This is a genomic window from Parabacteroides sp. AM08-6, assembly GCF_003473295.1.
Taxonomy (GTDB): domain Bacteria; phylum Bacteroidota; class Bacteroidia; order Bacteroidales; family Tannerellaceae; genus Parabacteroides.
Map to the genome: position 1 here is coordinate 1 of NZ_QRMP01000001.1, position 20,586 is coordinate 20,586.

Sequence of the window (20,586 nt, forward strand, 5' to 3'; positions counted from 1 at the left end):
GCCCCGGCCATTACACCGGGGACATTCCATATCCCTGACCTGCTTGACCTCCTTGTCACTGTATTTATCAGGAATTAATATTAATGTATGCCTTAATACGCTCATGCTACAGGCGATTAAAAGATGGTTCCAGCTTCTTCCATACGCCCAGACTATTTTTCTCGGAAAAGTAGAAGTTCGTGGAAGTCCCTTCAACCAAATGCGACTCCTTGAATAACGTCATGATAGCTGAATATTCCGGATCATTGAAACGTTCTTCCAGTTCATACAACTTACTGATTGACTTATAATCCAGATCACCGTACTTATTACGCTCCAGAAGTGTCATTGCTAACTGGTACATCGGATTATTCTGGCCGTCTTCCTTGCCTTCAATCCATGCCTGAAGGAACTCGATCAGCCGGGAGGCGGCGGCATCGGCACGTTCATCAAACTTTTTCACTTTACAGGATTTTACCTCAATACAAAAATTACCTTCCTGAATTTTGAAGTTCATCTGCCCGGAGTTACGAAGCTGTCCATATTCGGCCAGTACTTGGCGAAATGCCTCCAATTCGTCCACGCAAAAATCATGTAACCCTTTTACTTCTTCACACACGGAGCGTACCTTGTTTTCTACTTTCTGAACCAATTCTGCTCGGATACCTTCATAAGCGGCACGTTTTTCGAGTGCGGCCTTATGTTCTTCCTCTCTCTTTTGAGCCAATAGAGCTTTCAGCTCTTTACTGGATAATTTACTAATGTCTGTCATAACTATGTTTTTTATTGTTAATGAATTTATCTCCTAAAATCCTCATTCACCTCCAGCGCGCTTTCACCTTTAAGGTCGAGTACTTTTTTATCTATCCAATTCAGACGACTAATCAGCTTGCCATTATCCTCTGTCGGATGGTCGAAAATCCAATCCAGGATACCATCGCTTTCGGTCTCCAGGGATTTAACCTGTTCCTCTTCCTCCGGAGTAAGGATTTTTACCGGTTCTTGCTTCATTCGTCCCATTAGTTCTTCGATATTATGTAATCCAATGCCGGGTCACCGTTTATATCGATGCTGTTTTTCTTGCAATACAAGCTGTAAATTGCCGTTAGCCGGCTTTCGGGAATCTTGTTAAAATTTCCGCAATTGGCCGCCCGGCAGGCAATGGCCATCGCATACCGGATTTTGTCGGCAGGGGTATCGAACTTATATCCCAGTTTGTCAATCCAGGCACAGATTGCAGCTATGACACGTTTGGCAGCTTTGTCGCGCTCTTCGTCATAGCGCGCCAGACGTTGGTGGCTGTCTCCCTTCATCGCCTCAATCATCATGCTGTAACGTTCCGGATACTTCCGATACATTTCCGTAAGCGAACAGGTAAGACCATCGCTGTATTGGCTTACCAAGCCTTCCTTTATCACGTCCTTGTATTGTTCCTTATAACCGGGAACATTACGAATAAGCGTCCAGAACAAAGAGTGAGAGATACGTTGTGTTGTTTTCTTTGTTGCCATAATAATTCTAAATATCTGGTTTATCAATGCTTAAACACTCTTTTAACTGTACCTTTGCCATAGCTTTCTTCAGGACTCCGGAGGTGTTTAACTGGATACCCGCCTTGGGTTTTCCGTCTTTATCTTTCCTTATTATTGCAGAAAGGGTACAAAAATCCGTAATCTCTATTTTGGAACCATCTGCCAACATTGGGGTAATCTCTTCAAAGAAATTCCATAGGACACGCATGGTATCAATGGCGGATACGTTTCGCTTCGTTTCTATCCGTTTTGCAACCTCGCGTAAGCTGACCGTTTCTTTTTGTACTAAATAATAGCGCGTACTCTCGTTTGTAGACGACTTTACTGTTTCTTTTCTGTATTTCATATAATTATGCTTTAGGTAAATCGTGTATGATGCGGAAAAAATCTTCTGTAAGCATGACGCCTTTTTCATCGGCCTTGCGAAGTGCCGGCTCCATATAATCGGAGAGGCTGCGATAACTCCTACATATTTTCAATACCAGTTCCTTTAATCCCGGTTCGAGCGTAATGGTGGAAAGAAATTCCGAATAAGTACGGTCTATCGGTCGTAAATACCGCAATCCGCTACTGAACCTGTCGTAAAATTGCGGCATGCCCTCTTTGTTTTTTTTACTCAACACCTCAAGCTTGTCCAATAATTGGTCCGTGCCAATCAATACAATTCCACATTGTCCTTTCAGATAATCATAGATTGATTTTACAGCCTTGAATGTGGGCAGTCTTAAATTCTCGGCTTCATCCAGGATAATGAGTGGTTTATCACCTGCAAGTTGCCGGTTTCTGATTTCTGCGGATATCCTATCCAAGAGAAAATCACAATTACCTTTGCAATCCATTCTTAAGGCCTGTAAGATTCTGCGGATTAAAGAGCTTTGGCAGGTCTGCCCACTACAGGTTATCACGTATGTTCCCTTGGGATTACTCTTCCGGAAACGGTCGATAGAATAACTTTTGCCGCATCCTGTTTCGCCTATTATCATGCGGATACGCGCATCTTCCTTGGCCCCTTTCAGTTCCGCCACGATTGTCTTGAATTGAGAAGTCAATACCGTTGGCCAATAGTCCTTTTGTATTTTATAGCCAATGTAATCGGCCAGCTTCTGAAACCATTTGTCCGGAATGTTTCCTATATCACCCGAACGGCTGTTTTTGTAAGTGTAAACACCGTTCATCATGGTACTTAGGTAGGATACCCCCGAACGGCTTTGCAATTCGTTCTGTGAGATGCCTTTTTGAGCCATATAGATACGGGCAGCTTCAACTACGCAATCTTTGATCTCTTTTGTCATGATATTTGTTTTATAAGTATTCGTTAAAATCGACTTCACTTTCCAGATAGGCAGCACGCGCTTTTTCAAACTGCACACGCTCTTTCCTTTCCTCTTTTTTCTGCTGTTTAACCACCGTTTGAGCAGTTTTTAATGAGAGTTTTTCAGCTATTTCAGCGGCTAAATCTTCCTCCGACTTTATTAGGGAGGAATGTTGTAACCAAGCTTTCTGTTGTCCTCGACTGTCGGAGAGCATGGTTACCGTATTTCTGCCTTCCAATTCACGGGGTTGTATCATCATATTGGAAATGATTTCTTCATCTTTGGCGACCGTCTCGACAACAAATGGTTCCAACTTTTTCTTATTGAACTCATCAACCTTACGCAAAGCCTCGAAATCACCTTCTTTCCGTTCGTACAGAGCCATCGGTTGTTCATATACAGAGTTGAGTAGAAACCGTTGTTTTTCAGTATCATCGACAACAAGGATAGAACTCAGGTCTCGTTCATCGTAAATTACAGTCCAGCTTTTAAGCGGATTTTTGCGAAAATCGAGGTCAAATGTATCGTATGCCCGTTTAGTACCCATGATTGTTGGTTCCAAACAACCGGCTTCAAGACGTTTGGTCCGTTCGTTTCGGTAACCGAAACGGAGGAGATATGTTTCCCGGTCCATAAGAAGGCGGTTTTCCGTTGGCATGTTATTCCAAGCCTGTATCCAAGTGGCGTGTTTCTTTTTTCGTTCTTCCCGAATAATCCAGTCGACCTGTTCTATAACGCCGTCCTTATCCGGGAAATGTGTCTTATTATGGTTCAGAACGTCGATATTCGGCTGGTTTGACCGTTTGGATGTGATACCGAAGCCACTCCAGTTGAAATTGCCGAAATGCTTCTGGCAGTATTCACGGTTTAAGTGGAGAAAGTAACGCTCAATCGGTTTCGATTTGGCATTCTTTACCCGTGCAGGAGTAAAATACTCGGCCAAATCTCCGTAGATTGTACCCATTGACTTGATACCGAAATGGTCACTTTGTATCTGATAAGGCCGATAATAATCTCCCAACATATCCTGGCAATGGTCTATTGCATTCTTGACAGCTGTCCGGATTAGGGATACGCTTTCATTCTCACCGATGGCATACCCTACCGGGTAATTGCAACTTGCATCCAACACGACGACTGCCGTCAAACGGTTTTGATAAGTACGAATAACCTTCCCTTTACTGTCTTTTACCTCTTTTTGGTAATACAGTTCAACGGTCCAACCGTCGAGCGTCCAAAAAGATAGCGCGTGTGAAGGGCGTTTACGTCGAATTTGCATTGACAGTTTGTTACGAAATGCCTCTGAACCGTCACGTCCGGCTTTAATAATCAGATGGTATTCATTCTTATAATTAAGTGCGCTCCGACGGCTGATTTTATCCCACCCCCGAGCCTCCGCTATTACATTGTAGAAGTCAGCTATCTGCTGGCTGTTGTAACTTGCACCTTTGCCACAAATGGTACGTAGAACGGCTGTTTGCTCTTCATCGTAAACTTTGGCCGCATTCTTATTGCCCTGTCCACGAAGGTCCAAGCAACAGGCTGCTCCGTTCGTCATATAATCACGTATTTTTTCTCGCAATTTGCAGTAAGCTGTAGGTAATTGTATTCCTTTGTTTTTGATAAGGAATACCACGTCATCATAAAGCTCCTTCGATGTCTCATATCCTAATTGCTTGATATCTGTCTTTTTCTGGAATCGTACGAAGAAAGATAACCATCGGCATGCTTCACGGCCTTTTTCTTGCTCTTCAAGCGGTAATTTGGCCCCATTGGGGTATTTGGCCGTATCGAAATACACCTCATCTTTTGCTGAAAGAAACAGGTAAGGTTCCAAGCGCTCCGTTATGTGTTTGACCCGTCCGTTCCTGTCATACCAGGCATCAGGTGTAAGTCCGTCCATCAACACGGCTTGAATTGTTGCCTGATAAGTAGGTTTCAACCCTTCATAGTGCAGATAGATAGTTTTACCTTCCTTGTGGTGGGGCCAACAGGAATAAGAACCTTCACGATGACCACATAAAACTTTCCATAAATATGTTTCTGATACCCCACATTTCACCATCTCCGGAACTGTCAGGCACAGCGTCCGTTCTCCCGGCCTTGCCACCGTTGAGTAGCAAGCCGCATCTATCGGTATATTTCTATATTCAGGCATCGTATTTCTATTTTTTATTTATTGTTCCCGGACCAGGCTTCGAACCTGGGACTATATCGTAAGTAGTTACCGACGACTGTTCTGCCAACTGAACTATCCGGGATACCCTCGTGCCGCGGGTCGCGTACCGTGAAAACCAAACCAATCTTTTCTAAACCTTTACCTGATTGTTTATCTTGTATTTCCGAAAGTCCGCTCAAACCAATGGTCAAATTCATCGGCTGCTTTATCTGCTTCTTTTTGGTATTTAATCACTAAGAGGCAGAAAATCACAAACACCATAAACATGAACAAGCCCAGAATAAACACTGGTTCACCCGTTTCCATCGCCCATTCCATAGTGCCTAGTCCACCAATCATCAGAATCCAGCTTAACAGCCATCCGTAAAGGATTATCCTGCCTTTCATATCATTCGCCCTCCATTAATTGTGCCTTTGCCAAAACTTTTGTCTCCAATATCAGTGCCGGATCAGCCAATTCCATCCAGCCGAACCTGTTCTTCAGTAGTCTATCCAGTACCGCCCAGTTTTCTAAGCTAACGCAGTCGTTATAGTTATACCATTGGCTTTCCCCTGTCTCCGGATCAAGTCCAACAATCCCCCAAAACAGTTTTCCAGCCGTCCCGATCCTGACCTTGCAGCAATCTGTGGCATATACCATTTTAAATACCGGACGTTCCTCTTCCTTCTCACCCGTATAGACCAACATTTTAAAATTGATACCATACGAAGAATCCATTTCGAACGGGGCTTCACACAACTCTTTGTAGTTCATTTTTTCGACCATCATGCCAATTCCTCCTTATTATAAAGTTCATATATAAATCCATTCACCTTTTCCGTCAGCTCCTGCTTACTATTCCAATAAGCCTTAACCACCTTCCGGAACAACCCCGTACGTTTACGCTTGTTATGAAACATATAGTTCACATAGACCGAACAATACACCCCCTTAAGAGCTTCCCTGATTGCTAATCGGTCATATTTTGTTAATTCGTTTATAATTTCTTGCGTATTCATATTGAATGACTACTTTTGTTTTTGTTTACGCAACAAAGATATGTTACATTTGTTCGCAAAACAAATAAAATGCGAAATATTTTCACATAACAACTTACATTTATGGAATTACATCTGATTATTAAGGGAATAAGAAAGCATCTTGGATTATCACAAGAAGATTTTGCGAATAAACTTAGCATGACTCGTTCAAATCTTTCCCAGATGGAGATAGGAAGAAATACTCCAAGTGTGGCGCTCCTTAATGATATTGCGAATATATTTCACATAGATATCCGTATCATATTTCAGATGATTAATTCAGACGAAAGTGTTTTTTCTTCACTTTTACCACTATTATTAATCGATCTAGATGATGGTAAGGAGAATGGTAAGGAGAATGGTAAGGAAAACATTAATTTGCCTCCTGAATCGTGCAAATCAAAAAGTACATCTTTTGAAAAAGAGAAAAACGATGCCCCTCCTTTTTTACCCAATAGTGGCAAAACGACAAGTACAAATATCATAGAACTACCAGTGCCTGCAGGAGACGATTCCTCAATGACTAAGATACCGGTAGTTGACATATCCGTAGCGGCCGGCAGTGGCTTCTATAACCCTGACCAGCTTAGCGAAATCGACTGTATACACTTTCCTAAGTCAATGATTAAAGGCAATTACACCTATCTTTGCGTGCGTATAAAAGGAGAAAGTATGGTACCAACATTACAGGATGGTGGGTATTTAATTATTCGCTTGTTGGATCGTTGCGAATGGCAAGATGCACGAGATGAACATGTATATGTAGTTTCCGATACAGAAGGTCGTGCCTTTGTAAAACGATTAAAAAACAGACTTAGAGAACATGGTCTCATCATTTGTAAATCCGATAATCCTGACCCGATGGGCTACCCTGACTTCAATCTACTGGAACATGAGATTAATACAATCTGGCATGCCGAATGGTATGTAAGTGCCAAGATGCCCAATATCCATGCAACCTATTATAACAAGGTCAGTGAAATGGAAAATGAGATTAGTGATATACGCAGAACTTTTACCGAAGAACTCCGGCAGGTAAGGAAAGAAATAAAAGGTTTACTGCAACCTTCATAAATAAACAGCGCTTAAACATGGACGTTTTAATGTTTAAGCGCTGTTTTTTGTATCAATACTGAACCTTAATTAAAATAATCCGTCAAAACTCATCTGAACACAGGCTGTTTATTAAGCCTCAATTCAAGTAAATTATACTTTTTGTTTTGCATGTCCTCATTAGTATTGTATGTTTAACTTGTTGACATCTAACACATTTACTATCATACTTGTCTATTCGGTATTTATACTTCTGGTTCTTCCCCCCATACACCTAATCCTTTCCTCTTTTCTTCCTTATCTATTATCTCTTTGCTACCTATCTATTAATCGTCCGCCAGTTGGCGAACGAACGTTCGCTTGCTGGAGAACGACCGTTCGCCAATTGATGAACGACCGTTCGCCAACTGGCGGACGATTAATAGGTGGGGACGGAATGGATAAAAGATTGGGAGGAAATCAACAAAAGATTGGGAGAAAAAGAACAAGCTTGCTTTTTCTCTCTGATGCGGATGTGTTGCCGTGAACTTCCGTTGTCCGTGAAGTAGGATAGAAAGGTATTAACCCAATAGGGCTTCTATGTCGTCTAATAATGCTACCCTTTCGAGCGAAAAGGTGTTGTCGTGTACCTGTATGTATTGGAGCAATTCTTTTGCTTTCAATAGCATATCCCTTTGTTTGTCAGGATAAAGATAACTTTCTTCAATCAGTGTTTTGATAGCTATTTCAAGGCGTTGGATACCACCGTCGTCATCTTGGTCCAAGCGGCTGACGAGCTCTTCGGGAGTGGAGTTCATCAACGTTTCCCGGTCGAGTTTCAGCGAAACATAAACCGTTTGTATCATGGCCGGAATTTTGCGGGCCGCACCTGTATGGCGGTTCAGGATTATTTGAAGAACTACTTTGGCCAGTTCCTCTATCTGAACCATAATGAAATCTCTTTTTAGCATCTTATATTACTTTTACTCTGATGATGCAATACTTTTTCTCATCGTTTTTATTCTTTCGCGGGTAAAGATATAATATATGTTGTAAAACACAAACTAAACCGTTATCTTTGTAGCCTTTTTAAAACAAGATAGAATATAAACTACACATAGTATTATGAATTGGATCAATGATTTGTTGTGGGGGGAAGGTATAGGCCACTCCATACTTTTACTTTCCTTTGTGATTGCAGCTGGTATACAATTGGGGAAAATAAAGGTTTTCGGTGTCTCTTTGGGCATTACTCTGGTATTGTTCGTCGGTATTATTCTCGGACATTTTGGTTTTACGATTAATCACAATGTGATTCACTTTTTCAAGGAGTTCGGGTTGATACTCTTTGTCTATTCGGTAGGTATGCAAGTGGGACCAGGTTTCTTTTCTTCTTTCAGGCAGGGAGGAATTACGTTGAATATGCTTGCTTGCGGGATTGTCTTCCTAGGGGTCGCAGTGGCAATCGCATTGCATTATATTACCGGTATTCCGATGCCGACAATGGTGGGCATTTTATCTGGCGCGGTAACGAACACTCCGGGGCTGGGTGCCGCTCAACAGGCTTTTTCCGATATGCATGGTGTAGCAGATAATACGATTGCTTTGGGATATGCGGTTGCGTATCCTTTAGGTGTGATTGGCATTATTTTGGCTATTATTTTTATCCGTTATGCTTTTCGGGTGAACTTCGATAAAGAGAATGAACAATTGAATAACGAGGAAGCTTCCCATACAAATGAAGCGAAGCCTGTCTCGCTGGTTGTGAAGAACCCGGCTATTTTTGGCAAGACGGTGGGTGAATTGTCTAATTTGCTGGAACATCGGGATTTTGTAATTTCCCGTATCTGGCGCGATAGCGATAAGAAGATAGAGATAGCTTCTGCTAATTCTGTTTTGCATGAAAATGATAAGGTTTTTGTTATTACTACGGAAACAGATGAAGAAACGATAAAGACTTTTATCGGAGAGGTTATCGATATGGAACGTAAACAATGGATTCGCATGGAGAGCCAGTTTATAAATCGCCGTATCCTGATTACGAAACCGGAGTTGAACGGCAAGCATCTCGGACAATTGCAACTCCGCAGGCTTTATGGCATTAATATTACTCGTATTACTCGTGCCGGAATGGATTTGGTAGCGACTCCGGGGTTGACTTTGCAGGTGGGTGACCGCGTGAATGTAGTGGGAACGGAGACTGCTATCTCGAATGTGGAGAAGGTATTGGGAAATTCGATGAAGCGTCTGAACGAGCCTAATCTGATTACTATATTTATAGGTATCGCATTAGGTATCATTCTGGGAAGTATTCCTATTACTTTCCCCGGTATTCCGCAGCCGGTTAAGTTGGGATTGGCCGGAGGCCCGTTGATTGTTGCTATCCTAATCAGCCGCTTTGGATATAAATATAAGCTGGTCACTTATACAACGCAGAGTGCAAACTTGATGTTGCGTGAGATAGGTATTACCTTGTTCCTGGCTTGTGTGGGCATTAGCGCGGGTGACGGCTTTGTCGATACGATTGTGAATAATGGCGGTTTTGCCTGGATTGGTTACGGGTTTATTATTACGGTTGTTCCCCTGCTGATTATCGGTTGTATCGGGCGTTATTTCTATAAAATCAATTATTTTACATTGATGGGGCTTATAGCCGGTAGCACAACCGATCCGCCAGCGTTGGCATATTCCAATGCTACAGCCGGAAATGATGCGCCATCCGTAGGATATGCAACGGTTTATCCGTTGACAATGTTCCTGCGTGTGTTGACGGCTCAACTTCTAATATTGTTCTTTGCTTGATAGCTTTATTAATTATCTCTTGAAAGAACGTTCTGTCTTTTCTTTCAAGAGATAATTAGTAGATATTAGCCATACTCACCAACGGTTCATATAGCATCTCTATGTCTTGTGCGTCCAATTCGATTGTCAATTGGTCTCCCGCCTGAATAGTCATGCCTGCCGGCGGGAAATCCTTGCGACTCCGGTGGACATTGATAATATCGCAATGATTGGGGAGCTTTAAAGTATCAATTCCCTTCCCGTCAAAGTAAGCTCCTGCCATTACTTCGACGTTCAGTATGAGTCGTTTTTGTTCTTTAAATAACGGCTTGTTTATCATCTCTTCGTAAAACATGACATTGAATGGCTTGATTTCCAGCAATTCGGTGAAATAGTAGGTCAATCCTCCTACCACAATGGAAGGGTAAAAGACTTCGAAATGTTCTGTGATTTCCGTAATCAGGATGATTGCTGTGATGGGAGTGCGTACCACCGCAATCAGAAAAGCTGCCATGCCGATTAACATGACATAACTGATATTTTCAGGAGCGATGACTCCTTGTTGCACTAAAATCAGCGCACACAGCTTTCCTATTAGCCCGCCTGTCACCAGTGTCGGAATGAAACTGCCTCCCGGCAATCCGGAGGAGAAAGAATAGACCGTGAAAAACATGTGCAACAGCATCATACTGCCAATCCAGTATAAACTGTTATTACCTCCCAATGCCTGCTCGGTAAGGAATTGCTCGCCACCTCCGGTCAAATCGGTGACGGTCAGTGAGATGACATAAGCCATCGTCACTAATCCCAACAGTTTGATATATTCCGGCTGTTTGATGGCCGGGTATAACCGTTTGACATATAGCATCAGCAAAGAATAAAACTTGCCGAAAATAGAGACGATAACGGCAAATATCAGAAACAGCTTTATTTGCAGGGGAAATGGAATATCCGGAGCTATAGCCTGTATCTGATTGTAAGGATTGAAAGGGTACATTATACTGGCAATAGCTCCGGCTACGACACCGGCCAGTATCGTGGTAATAGCCGTCTTGGGCGCGTCAAACCGCTCGATTGATTCGATTACCAGAGTCGCGGCAGCCAGAGGAGCGGCAAAAGCGGCAGCCAGACCGGCCCCTGCACCGGCAGCCAACAACTGTTTGCGCTCTCCGCTCAGGATATGCCCCCATTTGCTTATTAAATCGCCGATGTAGGAACCCATCTGGACGGATGGGCCTTCACGGCCCATCGAGAGCCCGCTACTGAGTGTCAGGACGCCACCTGCAAATTTAGCCAGCAATTGCCGGAACGAATGAATGTATTCGATTCGTCCGTTGATAGCTCCGCGTGTTTGGGAAATTCCTCCTCCCGAAATATATGGCCATCGTTTCACCAACCATGCAACGAACAGCAATATGCCCCAAAGCACTAAAAAGAGTAATATATGTAGATACCAAGGAGGAGAAGAATCGAAAAAGCTTTTTCTCAGGCTATAAAAAAACTGTAATAAATAGTGATAGGGGACGGCTACAATTCCGGTCAGCAGTCCGACAATAAGACTCACAAAATAGAGCCTTGCATCTACCAGTTTCAGCTTTAATATGTTCTTGTCTACTTTCATAAGCTCGTTTAAAACAAGCCGGAAAGTAGTTTGGTTGACATCTGCCGGTGTGTTTATTTAGAAACAGCGTGTATAGCCCAACGAATACGATTCATACAAACGGTCCTTCATTCCGTGAGTATACCGGAAAGAGAGGATATTCTTTTTCAATTCGTAACTGAGTTTGTTCCGCCAGTGGATGGGACGGTCACCGTTATTCTTATATCCGCGGATACCGGAGATGTCGGAACTTAGCGTGAAACCTTTGTAGGTCCCGGTCAATCCTCCTCCGTATGCCATCGCATCGTTTTGGCGGTGTACCAAGTCATTTGTCATCCAGCAATAGAATCCACCTAAAACCTGCATACGAAGCGAGGCTTTTCCATCTGTACTTTTCCATAAGTTACGGGCGATATTGAGGTCGAACCAGTAAGCCGCCGCATCCGTGTAACGGGCATCGCAAAGTCTACCTCCGCTGGCTGTCCTGATAGTACCGCTTAGTACGATATCAGCCCATTTCTCGCTTCTCAAGACTTGAAAAAAAGAGGTGAAGATAACATCACCGGTACATCTGATAGGACTTTCCGTAGCTACGGCAAAACGTTCGTCGCGCGTCTCGGGTGTCATTTTATATTTTTCCAATACAACCAAGCTTACTTCGACGCCGGCACGTCCTTTAACGAAAGGGACCAGGACGCGGGCATAAAGGTCTTTTGTCTTGTCTCCTTTATAATAATGATATTCACCTCTGACTTCAGCCTCGATGCGCTTGCTGACATCCCCGTTCCTCATTTCAGGCAGAGGAAAAGCGTTCGGTCCGAAATAGCGGGGAGAATATATTAATAGTTTTGTCTTGTCTCGCCAATCTTCCGCATGTAGCAGGGGAATTGTAAAAAACGAAAAAAGGATACAAAACAGGGAAATATAGGCAATATGGACAATTTTCATGAGATATACTTTTTTCTTAAGCGAACAAAAGTACATAATTCGTATGAATTTATTACATTTGCCTCTACAAATCTTTAAACCATACAATACCATGAAGCATTTATCTGTAGGGAAATTGTTGTTTATAGTTCTTTCCCTGTTCTTTACATGTACAGTTTCGGCGAAAAAACCGATTAAAACCTTGTTGATTACCGGTCAGAATAACCATAATTGGCAGGTAAGTCATGTCGTCTTAAAACAAATTCTTGAAAATTCGGGCCGTTTTGATGTGGATTTTGCCATTTCTCCTTCCCAGGGAAAAGATATGTCCGGTTTTGTGCTCGATTTTACTCCTTATCAATTGGTAGTCTTGGATTATAACGGAGATTCCTGGCCGGAAGAAACGAACCGCCGCTTTCTGGATTATGTAAATAAAGGTGGAGGCGTACTTATTTATCACGCAGCGGATAATGCTTTTTCCAAATGGGTGGAGTTCAATAAAATCTGTGCGTTAGGCGGCTGGGAAGGCCGGAATGAAACTTCCGGCCCGTATGTTTACTGGCAGGATGGCAAGCTGGTAAAAGACAGTTCGGCAGGTGTGGGAGGTTCTCACGGACAACAGCACGAATATGTGCTGAACGGACGCGATAAAGTACATCCGATTGTAAAAGGATTGCCGGTCAAATGGCGTCATGCCCAGGATGAACTTTATGACCGTATGCGTGGTCCGGGCAATATAAAAGATTGTCTGTATACAGCCTATTCCGATAAGTCGACAAACGGTTCGGGACGTGAAGAACCGTTAATCTTTACGGTTGATTACGGAAATGCCCGCATTTTCCATATCATGATTGGACATGCCGGTCCGACACCTGAGGACAATACGGCTATGCAGTGTACGGGATTTCAGGTTATGGTGCTTCGTGGAGCCGAATGGTGTGCAACGGGAAAAGTGACGCAAAAGGTCCCGAAAGACTTCCCAACGGAAAGCCAGGTGTCTTACCGAAGAGATTATAAGGAAAAATAAAGAAAACTTCAGGAAGGTGTTGCATAATTACCATATCTTTGCAACACCTTCATTTTTATGAGTGAAGTGGCACCATTGATACTGATGGTGATTAAAAATAATAATGATGCGTTTACGCCGGTTAGGAGTTATAGGGGGAATAATCTTGGTAGGAGTTGCAGTTATAGCTCTTTTCGAGAAGTATAATAATGCAGTAAGTTTTGTAGAAGATGTATCAGAGATAAAGAAAGATACATCGCTCTATGCAGATATTTCACTCCGTTATTCGGATGAATATAAGTCATGGAAAAATACGACAGATACTACATTTCAAAGTCTTTATAATGGAAATCAATCCGTTGATGTTTTGGAAAGCCATCCGGAAATGGTTATTTTGTGGGCCGGTTACGCATTTTCTAAAAGTTATCAGACTCCTCGCGGGCACATGTACTCCATTCGTGACCTCCGTGAAAGTTTAAGAACCGGAGCTCCTTCAGGGTCAGATGATGGGCCTCAAAGAGCCGCTTGCTGGGCATGTAAAAGTCCCGATGTATCCCGTTTAATGGAAACGATGGGAGAGGACGCTTTTTATCGTAAATCATGGGCGGTATTGGGAAGTGAGATAGTGAACCCTGTCGGGTGTGCCGATTGCCATAATCCTGAAAATATGAGTTTACGGATTTCCCGTCCGTTTTTTTCAGAAGCCTATAATCGTCTGGGAAAAGATATCCATAATGCATCTGAGCAGGAGATGCATTCGCTGGTGTGTGCCCAATGCCATGTCGAATATTATTTTGAAGGAGAACAAAAAGCAGTGGCTTTACCTTGGGAACGCGGCTTGACTGTTGAAGATATAGAAGCTTTTTATGACCAATCAGATTTTTCGGATTTTACTCATAAACTGAGCCGGACTCCTTTGTTGAAGGCGCAACATCCTGATTACGAACTGGCGCAAATGGGGATTCATGCACAGAGAGGAATTTCGTGTGCCGAATGCCATATGTCTTACATCGGAGAAAAAGAGAGACGGTTCAAAAATCATCATATCCAAAGCCCATTGGCGATGATTGACCAGACTTGCCAGGTTTGTCATCGTGAGACGAAGGAAACCTTACAGAATAATGTGTATGAACGCCAGGAAAAGGTAATGGAAGTGCGGAGTCATTTGGAAAAAGAACTGACAAAAGCGCATATTGAAGCAAAGTTTGCATGGGAGCGTGGTGCTTCGGCCGAACAAATGAGAAAATCCTTACAGCTTATTCGTCAATCCCAATGGCGTTGGGATTTTGTCACAGCCTCGCATGGTGCATCTTTTCATGCGCCATTGGAGGTTTTGAGGATTTTAAGTGACGGTTTGTATAAGGCTCAACAGGCCCGGATGAATATAACGAAAGTGTTGTTCAGCCTAGGATATAACCAAGAAGTTCCGATGCCGGATATTTCAACGAAAGCGAAAGCTCAGAAATATATAGGTCTGGATATGTTCTCCGAAAATGAAGCCAAACGGAAATTTCTGGAAACCGTGATTCCCCTGTGGACGGAAGAAGCAAAAGCAAACCATCGTTTTAATGAAGAATACGAATGGTGATTATATCTTAATTTCTTCTTTTTCAATCAGATTGGGGGTGTAAGGTAATGCAATTGTGAATGTGCTTCCTTTTCCTTCCTCCGATTCTACCTGTATCGAGCCGTTGAATGTCTGGATGATACTTTTGCTTATGGCTAATCCTAACCCAGTTCCTTGTGCAAACTCATTCAATTTTTGGAAACGTTCGAATACTTGTGCCTGTTTTTCTTTAGGAATGCCGATACCGGTGTCGGCAATCATAATCAAGATATATTTATTGTCCGGACTATAATCGTAACTGACTTCAATGTATCCACTATTTGTAAACTTTGTCGCATTATTAATGAAGTTTGTCAGAACTTGTGTCAGTCTGAACCAGTCCGTATGGATGATGGCGGGAGTCTCCGGCATTTTTTTTCGCAACTCCACATTTTCCGGCATAAGCAGATGATGAGTATTGTATACATCCTCAATTAATTTGCTTAGGTTATGGTTTTCGAAAGTGAATGATATGCGTCCGGACTCAATACGGGAAAGGTCCAGTATGTCGTTGATTAATTTCAATAACAAGTCACTGTTTTTACTTATCAAATCAGTGAATTCCGATTTTTCCTCCGGGTCAAATGCCATATCCGAACCTAACAATTGAGAGAAGCCGACTATGGCATTCAGTGGAGTACGTATTTCGTGACTCATATTGGCAAGGAATAACGATTTCATGTGATCTGATTCTTCTGCCTTTTTACGAGCTTCAATCAGACAGGCTTCATTTTCTTTAATTTGCTGTATATTCAGACAAAGACCGCTCACTTTAATATCCTGTTTTTCCGATGTATCATCATTTAGAGTTTGGGCATAACGGAATTCCCACCAGGAATATCCTTTTTTGTTGAAATCATATCTACGTCTCGTTATTTGCCGTGAGGGGAAACCATGATCCAACTTATACCGGTTTTTGATAAAATCGGCTTGTTCGTCAGGATGGATAGCTTCTTGAAATTGTTCGGCGGTCATTGGCTGTTCCGGGATACCTAATGTATGGTAAAACTCTTTGTCAAATTCAAAAATACCGTTTTTGTAGCGGAAAGCGAAAATGTTGCCGCTTTCTAGGGCGAATGACAGGAATTCTTTCTCTTGTTTGAGTCGGTTTTGAGCCTCTTTTTTGTAGGTAGCTTCCCGTTTATATTGTTTGCGTTGGTAGATGATAGTAGCGGTGATTAACAGGAGTGCTAAGATTATAAGCGTAATCAGCCCATTTTGATAACGTATATAAAAAGGCATATTGAGATATACGGCACCTACCGGTAGATTATTGCTGGGTATATGCCATTCTTCCAAAGCTTTGTAATTGAATATATAGCTTTTGTTTGTCTCCGTGATTTGCGGAAAACCGGTTACCGGCATTCCATTTAATATATCAGCAACCCGGTTAGCTGCCAGCTGTACCTGCTCGTGGACGGAAGTAATGTAACCACCGACAATCCGGTTGTCATATCCCACCATTTCGTTAATTGTAGAAAAGCCTGGAAAAGCACAAGTTCGTCCGAGGGTTGCAGTAGCATTATTTCTTTGCGTGGCCAAGTAAGCTTTGTTATAATAATTTTCTCCTGTCCCTTCCATGATAGAGCGAGCGCATTGTGCATCGATAGTACTGATGTACGTAGATTTGGGATGTATTTTAGGAATATTGGCAAGGAAGGTTCCAGGCTTACCGGACAGACGGACACGGTCCGGTGAAAAAATATCGTTGGTAGGGCAAATATCTTTAATCTGTTCGTCCATATCCTCAACAATAAGCTTGTCTACCAATGTATTATCCATAATTCTGACTACAATACATTTTCCGATAAGCTGTTCGATAAGCCGGATATTCGTTTTGTAATCCGGCTTGTCGTGAAATCCTGTTATGTTTGGATACTTTTGAATTTGAGAAATATTTGGATAGTTTACCCCCATAAACACAATCGGCAAGCTATCCAGAGCCGGATGTTTGGAAGTCAGCAAGGCTTCAAGAGCTTCATCGTCATTTACTAAGATAAGATCCAGGTTGCGTGAAGAAAATTTTTCCAGCTCATTATAGATGTTCAATCTTTGATTTTTTACCGGATTTTGCAGAGCATCCAGATAGAACATATAGATGTCAGCTGCAATCTGTCTTTGATTTAAATTCGCCGCCAGCATTTTTTTTGTTTTATCATAAACAGGAAATCCCGCTTCATAGGATTGAATGAAGAGAATTTGTTTTTTTATTGTGCCTGTAGTACAAGCGGTTAACGTTCCCAGTAAATATAAAATAATAGCAACATAACGGATTGTACTCCCCCAACAATGTGACATTACACCTATACTTGTTTAAATTAGTCCTCAATATTACTCATTTTTTTTGAAACGGACAATTGAAACCGAAAAAACAGTTTGATTTTCAATACTACTATAGTTCAATTAATATAGTAGTCACTCCGGTCGGTATTGTACCAACAGTCGAATTTCAATACTACTATAGTTCAATTAATATGGCATTATTTGTGTTGGACCCTCCATATCTTTCCACATTTCAATACTACTATAGTTCAATTAATATTCCGGAATGTCTTTTCGAAGAAACATTCCGTCTAAACATTTCAATACTACTATAGTTCAATTAATATCTTTCAATCGGGCATACAACTTATTTACATCTCCTATTTCAATACTACTATAGTTCAATTAATATGTAATTGCATGGACAAGTAAACATCTGTATATCCCTATTTCAATACTACTATAGTTCAATTAATATATTCATATCAGAGCAATTAATGTCGAGATTTACATTATTTCAATACTACTATAGTTCAATTAATATTCATCAATTTGCAGGCCGTTTGCATCTGCATACTTATTTCAATACTACTATAGTTCAATTAATATATATCCAATATGATTAAATACACTATTGTTAACATAAATTTCAATACTACTATAGTTCAATTAATATACTATCTTTAAGTTATATAAGTGCATCAATATCCCTATTTCAATACTACTATAGTTCAATTAATATTTATCAGGTTCGATGTCCACATACAATTCATCGTGATTTCAATACTACTATAGTTCAATTAATATGTATATACGGAAGATACCGTATGCCACGCTCGTCAATTTCAATACTACTATAGTTCAATTAATATTCATAAAAATTCGTTAAGAAACTATTGGCCTCTTGTATTTCAATACTACTATAGTTCAATTAATATGCGACATAAACGTCTGTTATATTGTGCCCAGACTTAATTTCAATACTACTATAGTTCAATTAATATCTGGATAAAGCCGGTTCCATCATAGACATACTCTGATTTCAATACTACTATAGTTCAATTAATATCTGTGTTCACCGAAAAAAGTTCACTATCCCGAAAAACATTTCAATACTACTATAGTTCAATTAATATTCAGACTTCCCGGTGTGACAGAAATAGTTTGATTAAATTTCAATACTACTATAGTTCAATTAATATCATTACATCCTAAATCCTTTTTCAACCTCTTTATTCATTTCAATACTACTATAGTTCAATTAATATGACTCTACCGGCCAATTTGAAGTTCCTACCCTTTAATTTCAATACTACTATAGTTCAATTAATATTCCGCAGATGCGAGAACTCATGTGTCCGCTCCTTAAATTTCAATACTACTATAGTTCAATTAATATTTCCGAATCAACCCATGATCTACCTTGTAAATCAAAATTTCAATACTACTATAGTTCAATTAATATAGAACGCGACAACGAACAGGTCGGGGGTAAAATCGTATTTCAATACTACTATAGTTCAATTAATATATTATATCTGTATGAAAATACATCCAACGTATCCTTATTTCAATACTACTATAGTTCAATTAATATGATGAAAAAGCGAAGGTGGCCGAGGAACAAGCTGCATTTCAATACTACTATAGTTCAATTAATATAGTGACATAAGAGAATTTTCCGGATTAGTTATTACCATTTCAATACTACTATAGTTCAATTAATATAATCGACGAAGGTCACCATCCATCCTTTATATTTGATTTCAATACTACTATAGTTCAATTAATATCGTACAACACGACGCTTATCTATTGTCAGCCGCTCTATTTCAATACTACTATAGTTCAATTAATATCCGTTCATGTATTTTTTATAATTATCAATAAATCAATTACTTAATAGATTTGGATTTTGTTTTTTTATAACTGTTTGCAGTCGACCTCTAATTATGTGATATCCCTGGGAAGTCGACTGCAATATCTAAATGTCTTATTATCAATATGTCAAAGAACTTTTTTAATTAGTTTTCTTTACTATCATCTTCTGAATATTCGAAATTCTCAAAGGTTGACGCTACAGGAAATTGGATACACTGGCTTTTTCGTCTCCGATTATTTCTTTCTCCAGCCACTTTTCTACTCTGCTCTTGAAGAGGATCAAACTATCTTTTTCCTTCATTATATCCTGAGCTTCTATAGTTAACTGCTTTAATTGAACCTCCGATATTTCTCCTTCAAAGACACTATTATGTATCCAAGAAAGGTAACGGCGACATAATTTTAGCATCTTTGTAGTTCGCTTCTGATCTACATCATACATTAAAATTACATACATTACCACCACATTTTTAACGGTTTATACTCTTCCATTCCAAGTAAATGTTTTGTCAGTTTATAACATTCTAACTTAATTAAATGTTTATAACTCACACTTCGACCCAATTTCCGATGTTTAATCGTTTCTTTTGTTCGTTCCTCCCATTCATGTACTACTTTTTTCATCGAAGACTGCTTAAGAAGGCAACCATTCAAATGACTGTCGAAGTCGGAACTTCGCAATTGTTTTCGGTTAAACATGCTAAATATTAAACGGTCTGCCAATATTGGTTTAAATATTTCAGCAATATCTAAAGCTAATGAATAACGTCGCTCACCAGGTTCATGTAGGAAACTAATCGTAGGATTGAGTTGTGTATGGTAAATAGCATCTAAACATATTGAATAACACATACTGTTGACAAAAGAAATCATTGCATTTACTTCGTTGGAAGGTGGCATTTTACTTCGGTTTCCCATAATAAATCCATCAATAATAGTATCAAATGCCTCATAATAGGTTTGCCGTATATTTCCTTCTATCCCCATAAGGGTAGGGATATCGTTTGCTGTGGCAATCAGAGGAATATATTTCTCTATCCGTTCTATCTGTAATGAACTATCTTTGCCTCTATTTGTATAATATTTCAAATTCTTCAACATGTTGAATGCTGCCGCATCAATAAAACTTCGAGCAATTGTCATACGTTTATCAAGGCGAATGTGATGTTTCATTTGTGCAATCTGCATTTTTCCAGAAAGTAAGTATTCTTTGGGCATAAATGAACCTGTATAGTGTTCATAGTAATCAAAAAAATGAACACTAATCTGGTTCTTACCTAAAAAATTATACATTATAGAATTCGCATCCAAGTTTCCAAAAATAAACAAATTATCTACCGTCTCTATCGGTATATAACGCGGTAACCCTTCCTGTCCATCTTCATTCACAGGAGTAAATTTTAGGGTATTATCCTTTCGGTTTAACCGACCAGGATTAAATAGATAATAACTCCGTTTCATATATTTA

20 protein-coding genes, 1 pseudogene and 1 CRISPR repeat array are annotated in these 20,586 nt (G+C 40.5%); of the genes and pseudogenes, 5 read left to right on the top strand and 16 right to left on the bottom strand.

Features of this window, described 5'->3' with window-relative positions; translation table 11 throughout:
* Positions 1-106: 106 nt before the first annotated feature.
* The 10 genes and pseudogenes from DW103_RS00005 to DW103_RS00050 form a co-directional block, all read right to left on the bottom strand.
* Positions 107-751, bottom strand: coding sequence for a DUF3164 family protein (locus DW103_RS00005; RefSeq protein ID WP_122273625.1), 645 nt, complete (start codon positions 749-751; stop codon positions 107-109).
* A 26-nt stretch (positions 752-777) separates the two neighbouring features.
* Positions 778-999, bottom strand: coding sequence for a hypothetical protein (locus DW103_RS00010; protein WP_122273626.1), 222 nt, complete (start codon positions 997-999; stop codon positions 778-780).
* Positions 999-1,490, bottom strand: a complete 492-nt coding sequence (locus DW103_RS00015) for a hypothetical protein (protein ID WP_122273627.1) — start codon at positions 1,488-1,490, stop codon at positions 999-1,001. The genes DW103_RS00010 and DW103_RS00015 overlap by 1 nt, the downstream gene beginning before the upstream one ends.
* 7 nt (positions 1,491-1,497) lie before the next feature.
* A complete protein-coding gene (locus DW103_RS00020) occupies positions 1,498-1,857 on the bottom strand; it encodes an HU family DNA-binding protein (protein WP_158576655.1) in 360 nt (119 codons plus the stop codon).
* Positions 1,858-1,861: 4 nt separating this feature from the next.
* Positions 1,862-2,803, bottom strand: a complete 942-nt coding sequence (locus DW103_RS00025) for an ATP-binding protein (RefSeq protein ID WP_147381156.1) — start codon at positions 2,801-2,803, stop codon at positions 1,862-1,864.
* Between the two features lie 10 nt (positions 2,804-2,813).
* Complete coding sequence (locus DW103_RS00030; protein ID WP_122273630.1) at positions 2,814-4,982, bottom strand: hypothetical protein; 2,169 nt, start codon at positions 4,980-4,982, stop codon at positions 2,814-2,816.
* A 24-nt stretch (positions 4,983-5,006) separates the two neighbouring features.
* Positions 5,007-5,085 (bottom strand): annotated as a pseudogene (locus DW103_RS00035).
* A gap of 68 nt (positions 5,086-5,153) precedes the next feature.
* Complete coding sequence (locus DW103_RS00040; RefSeq protein ID WP_122273631.1) at positions 5,154-5,390, bottom strand: hypothetical protein; 237 nt, start codon at positions 5,388-5,390, stop codon at positions 5,154-5,156.
* Position 5,391: 1 nt separating this feature from the next.
* Entirely contained in the window at positions 5,392-5,772 is a 381-nt protein-coding gene (locus tag DW103_RS00045) for a hypothetical protein (RefSeq protein ID WP_122273632.1), read from the bottom strand.
* Positions 5,769-6,002: a hypothetical protein gene (locus DW103_RS00050; protein WP_122273633.1), complete on the bottom strand. Its 234-nt coding sequence runs from the start codon at positions 6,000-6,002 to the stop codon at positions 5,769-5,771. Before DW103_RS00050 ends, DW103_RS00045 begins: the two co-directional genes overlap by 4 nt.
* A 102-nt stretch (positions 6,003-6,104) precedes the next feature.
* Here DW103_RS00050 and DW103_RS00055 point away from each other — a divergent pair, with 102 nt between their 5' ends.
* Positions 6,105-7,097 carry an XRE family transcriptional regulator gene (locus DW103_RS00055; RefSeq protein WP_122273634.1) on the top strand — a complete coding sequence of 331 codons (993 nt, stop codon included), beginning with the start codon at positions 6,105-6,107 and terminating at the stop codon, positions 7,095-7,097.
* Positions 7,098-7,266: 169 nt separating this feature from the next.
* Complete coding sequence (locus DW103_RS18030; RefSeq protein ID WP_147381157.1) at positions 7,267-7,602, top strand: hypothetical protein; 336 nt, start codon at positions 7,267-7,269, stop codon at positions 7,600-7,602.
* A gap of 34 nt (positions 7,603-7,636) precedes the next feature.
* Here the strand turns inward: DW103_RS18030 and DW103_RS00060 are convergent, their stop codons facing one another.
* Entirely contained in the window at positions 7,637-8,026 is a 390-nt protein-coding gene (locus tag DW103_RS00060; protein WP_122273635.1) for a hypothetical protein, read from the bottom strand.
* Between the two features lie 154 nt (positions 8,027-8,180).
* On the opposite strand from DW103_RS00060, the gene DW103_RS00065 reads away from it, so the two are divergent.
* Entirely contained in the window at positions 8,181-9,857 is a 1,677-nt protein-coding gene (locus DW103_RS00065; RefSeq protein ID WP_122273636.1) for a putative transporter, read from the top strand.
* Positions 9,858-9,912: 55 nt separating this feature from the next.
* Here DW103_RS00065 and DW103_RS00070 read toward each other — a convergent pair whose 3' ends face one another.
* A complete protein-coding gene (locus tag DW103_RS00070) occupies positions 9,913-11,457 on the bottom strand; it encodes a ClC family H(+)/Cl(-) exchange transporter (protein WP_122273637.1) in 1,545 nt (514 codons plus the stop codon).
* A 57-nt stretch (positions 11,458-11,514) separates the two neighbouring features.
* Positions 11,515-12,384 (bottom strand): hypothetical protein, encoded by an 870-nt coding sequence (locus tag DW103_RS00075; protein ID WP_122273934.1) that lies wholly within the window; start codon positions 12,382-12,384, stop codon positions 11,515-11,517.
* Between the two features lie 91 nt (positions 12,385-12,475).
* On the opposite strand from DW103_RS00075, the gene DW103_RS00080 reads away from it, so the two are divergent.
* A complete protein-coding gene (locus tag DW103_RS00080) occupies positions 12,476-13,390 on the top strand; it encodes a ThuA domain-containing protein (RefSeq protein ID WP_122273638.1) in 915 nt (304 codons plus the stop codon).
* A gap of 103 nt (positions 13,391-13,493) precedes the next feature.
* Entirely contained in the window at positions 13,494-14,957 is a 1,464-nt protein-coding gene (gene nrfA, locus DW103_RS00085; RefSeq protein WP_122273639.1) for an ammonia-forming cytochrome c nitrite reductase, read from the top strand.
* Here the strand turns inward: nrfA and DW103_RS00090 are convergent, their stop codons facing one another.
* The 3 genes from DW103_RS00090 to cas1b all read right to left on the bottom strand — a co-directional run bounded on the left by DW103_RS00090 (position 14,958) and on the right by cas1b (position 20,579).
* On the bottom strand, positions 14,958-17,273 hold the full coding sequence (locus DW103_RS00090; RefSeq protein WP_122273640.1) for a HAMP domain-containing sensor histidine kinase: 2,316 nt from the start codon (positions 17,271-17,273) through the stop codon (positions 14,958-14,960).
* Between the two features lie 82 nt (positions 17,274-17,355).
* A CRISPR array of direct repeats spans positions 17,356-19,096; the repeat unit is 30 nt; unit sequence ATTTCAATACTACTATAGTTCAATTAATAT.
* Positions 19,097-19,314: 218 nt separating this feature from the next.
* Entirely contained in the window at positions 19,315-19,575 is a 261-nt protein-coding gene (gene cas2 / locus DW103_RS00095; protein WP_122273935.1) for a CRISPR-associated endonuclease Cas2, read from the bottom strand.
* Entirely contained in the window at positions 19,575-20,579 is a 1,005-nt protein-coding gene (gene cas1b, locus DW103_RS00100) for a type I-B CRISPR-associated endonuclease Cas1b (RefSeq protein ID WP_122273641.1), read from the bottom strand. Before cas1b ends, cas2 begins: the two co-directional genes overlap by 1 nt.
* Positions 20,580-20,586 lie beyond the last annotated feature (7 nt).

Bases quoted from the DNA above. Each gene is read 5' to 3' on its own strand.
- DW103_RS00005 (WP_122273625.1), bottom strand. From the start codon at position 751: ATGACAGACATTAGTAAATTATCCAGTAAAGAGCTGAAAGCTCTATTG.
- DW103_RS00010 (WP_122273626.1), bottom strand. From the start codon at position 999: ATGGGACGAATGAAGCAAGAACCGGTAAAAATCCTTACTCCGGAGGAA.
- DW103_RS00015 (WP_122273627.1), bottom strand. From the start codon at position 1,490: ATGGCAACAAAGAAAACAACACAACGTATCTCTCACTCTTTGTTCTGG.
- DW103_RS00020 (WP_158576655.1), bottom strand. From the start codon at position 1,857: ATGAAATACAGAAAAGAAACAGTAAAGTCGTCTACAAACGAGAGTACG.
- DW103_RS00025 (WP_147381156.1), bottom strand. From the start codon at position 2,803: ATGACAAAAGAGATCAAAGATTGCGTAGTTGAAGCTGCCCGTATCTAT.
- DW103_RS00030 (WP_122273630.1), bottom strand. From the start codon at position 4,982: ATGCCTGAATATAGAAATATACCGATAGATGCGGCTTGCTACTCAACG.
- DW103_RS00040 (WP_122273631.1), bottom strand. From the start codon at position 5,390: ATGAAAGGCAGGATAATCCTTTACGGATGGCTGTTAAGCTGGATTCTG.
- DW103_RS00045 (WP_122273632.1), bottom strand. From the start codon at position 5,772: ATGATGGTCGAAAAAATGAACTACAAAGAGTTGTGTGAAGCCCCGTTC.
- DW103_RS00050 (WP_122273633.1), bottom strand. From the start codon at position 6,002: ATGAATACGCAAGAAATTATAAACGAATTAACAAAATATGACCGATTA.
- DW103_RS00055 (WP_122273634.1), top strand. From the start codon at position 6,105: ATGGAATTACATCTGATTATTAAGGGAATAAGAAAGCATCTTGGATTA.
- DW103_RS18030 (WP_147381157.1), top strand. From the start codon at position 7,267: ATGTTTAACTTGTTGACATCTAACACATTTACTATCATACTTGTCTAT.
- DW103_RS00060 (WP_122273635.1), bottom strand. From the start codon at position 8,026: ATGCTAAAAAGAGATTTCATTATGGTTCAGATAGAGGAACTGGCCAAA.
- DW103_RS00065 (WP_122273636.1), top strand. From the start codon at position 8,181: ATGAATTGGATCAATGATTTGTTGTGGGGGGAAGGTATAGGCCACTCC.
- DW103_RS00070 (WP_122273637.1), bottom strand. From the start codon at position 11,457: ATGAAAGTAGACAAGAACATATTAAAGCTGAAACTGGTAGATGCAAGG.
- DW103_RS00075 (WP_122273934.1), bottom strand. From the start codon at position 12,384: ATGAAAATTGTCCATATTGCCTATATTTCCCTGTTTTGTATCCTTTTT.
- DW103_RS00080 (WP_122273638.1), top strand. From the start codon at position 12,476: ATGAAGCATTTATCTGTAGGGAAATTGTTGTTTATAGTTCTTTCCCTG.
- nrfA (WP_122273639.1), top strand. From the start codon at position 13,494: ATGATGCGTTTACGCCGGTTAGGAGTTATAGGGGGAATAATCTTGGTA.
- DW103_RS00090 (WP_122273640.1), bottom strand. From the start codon at position 17,273: ATGTCACATTGTTGGGGGAGTACAATCCGTTATGTTGCTATTATTTTA.
- cas2 (WP_122273935.1), bottom strand. From the start codon at position 19,575: ATGTATGTAATTTTAATGTATGATGTAGATCAGAAGCGAACTACAAAG.
- cas1b (WP_122273641.1), bottom strand. From the start codon at position 20,579: ATGAAACGGAGTTATTATCTATTTAATCCTGGTCGGTTAAACCGAAAG.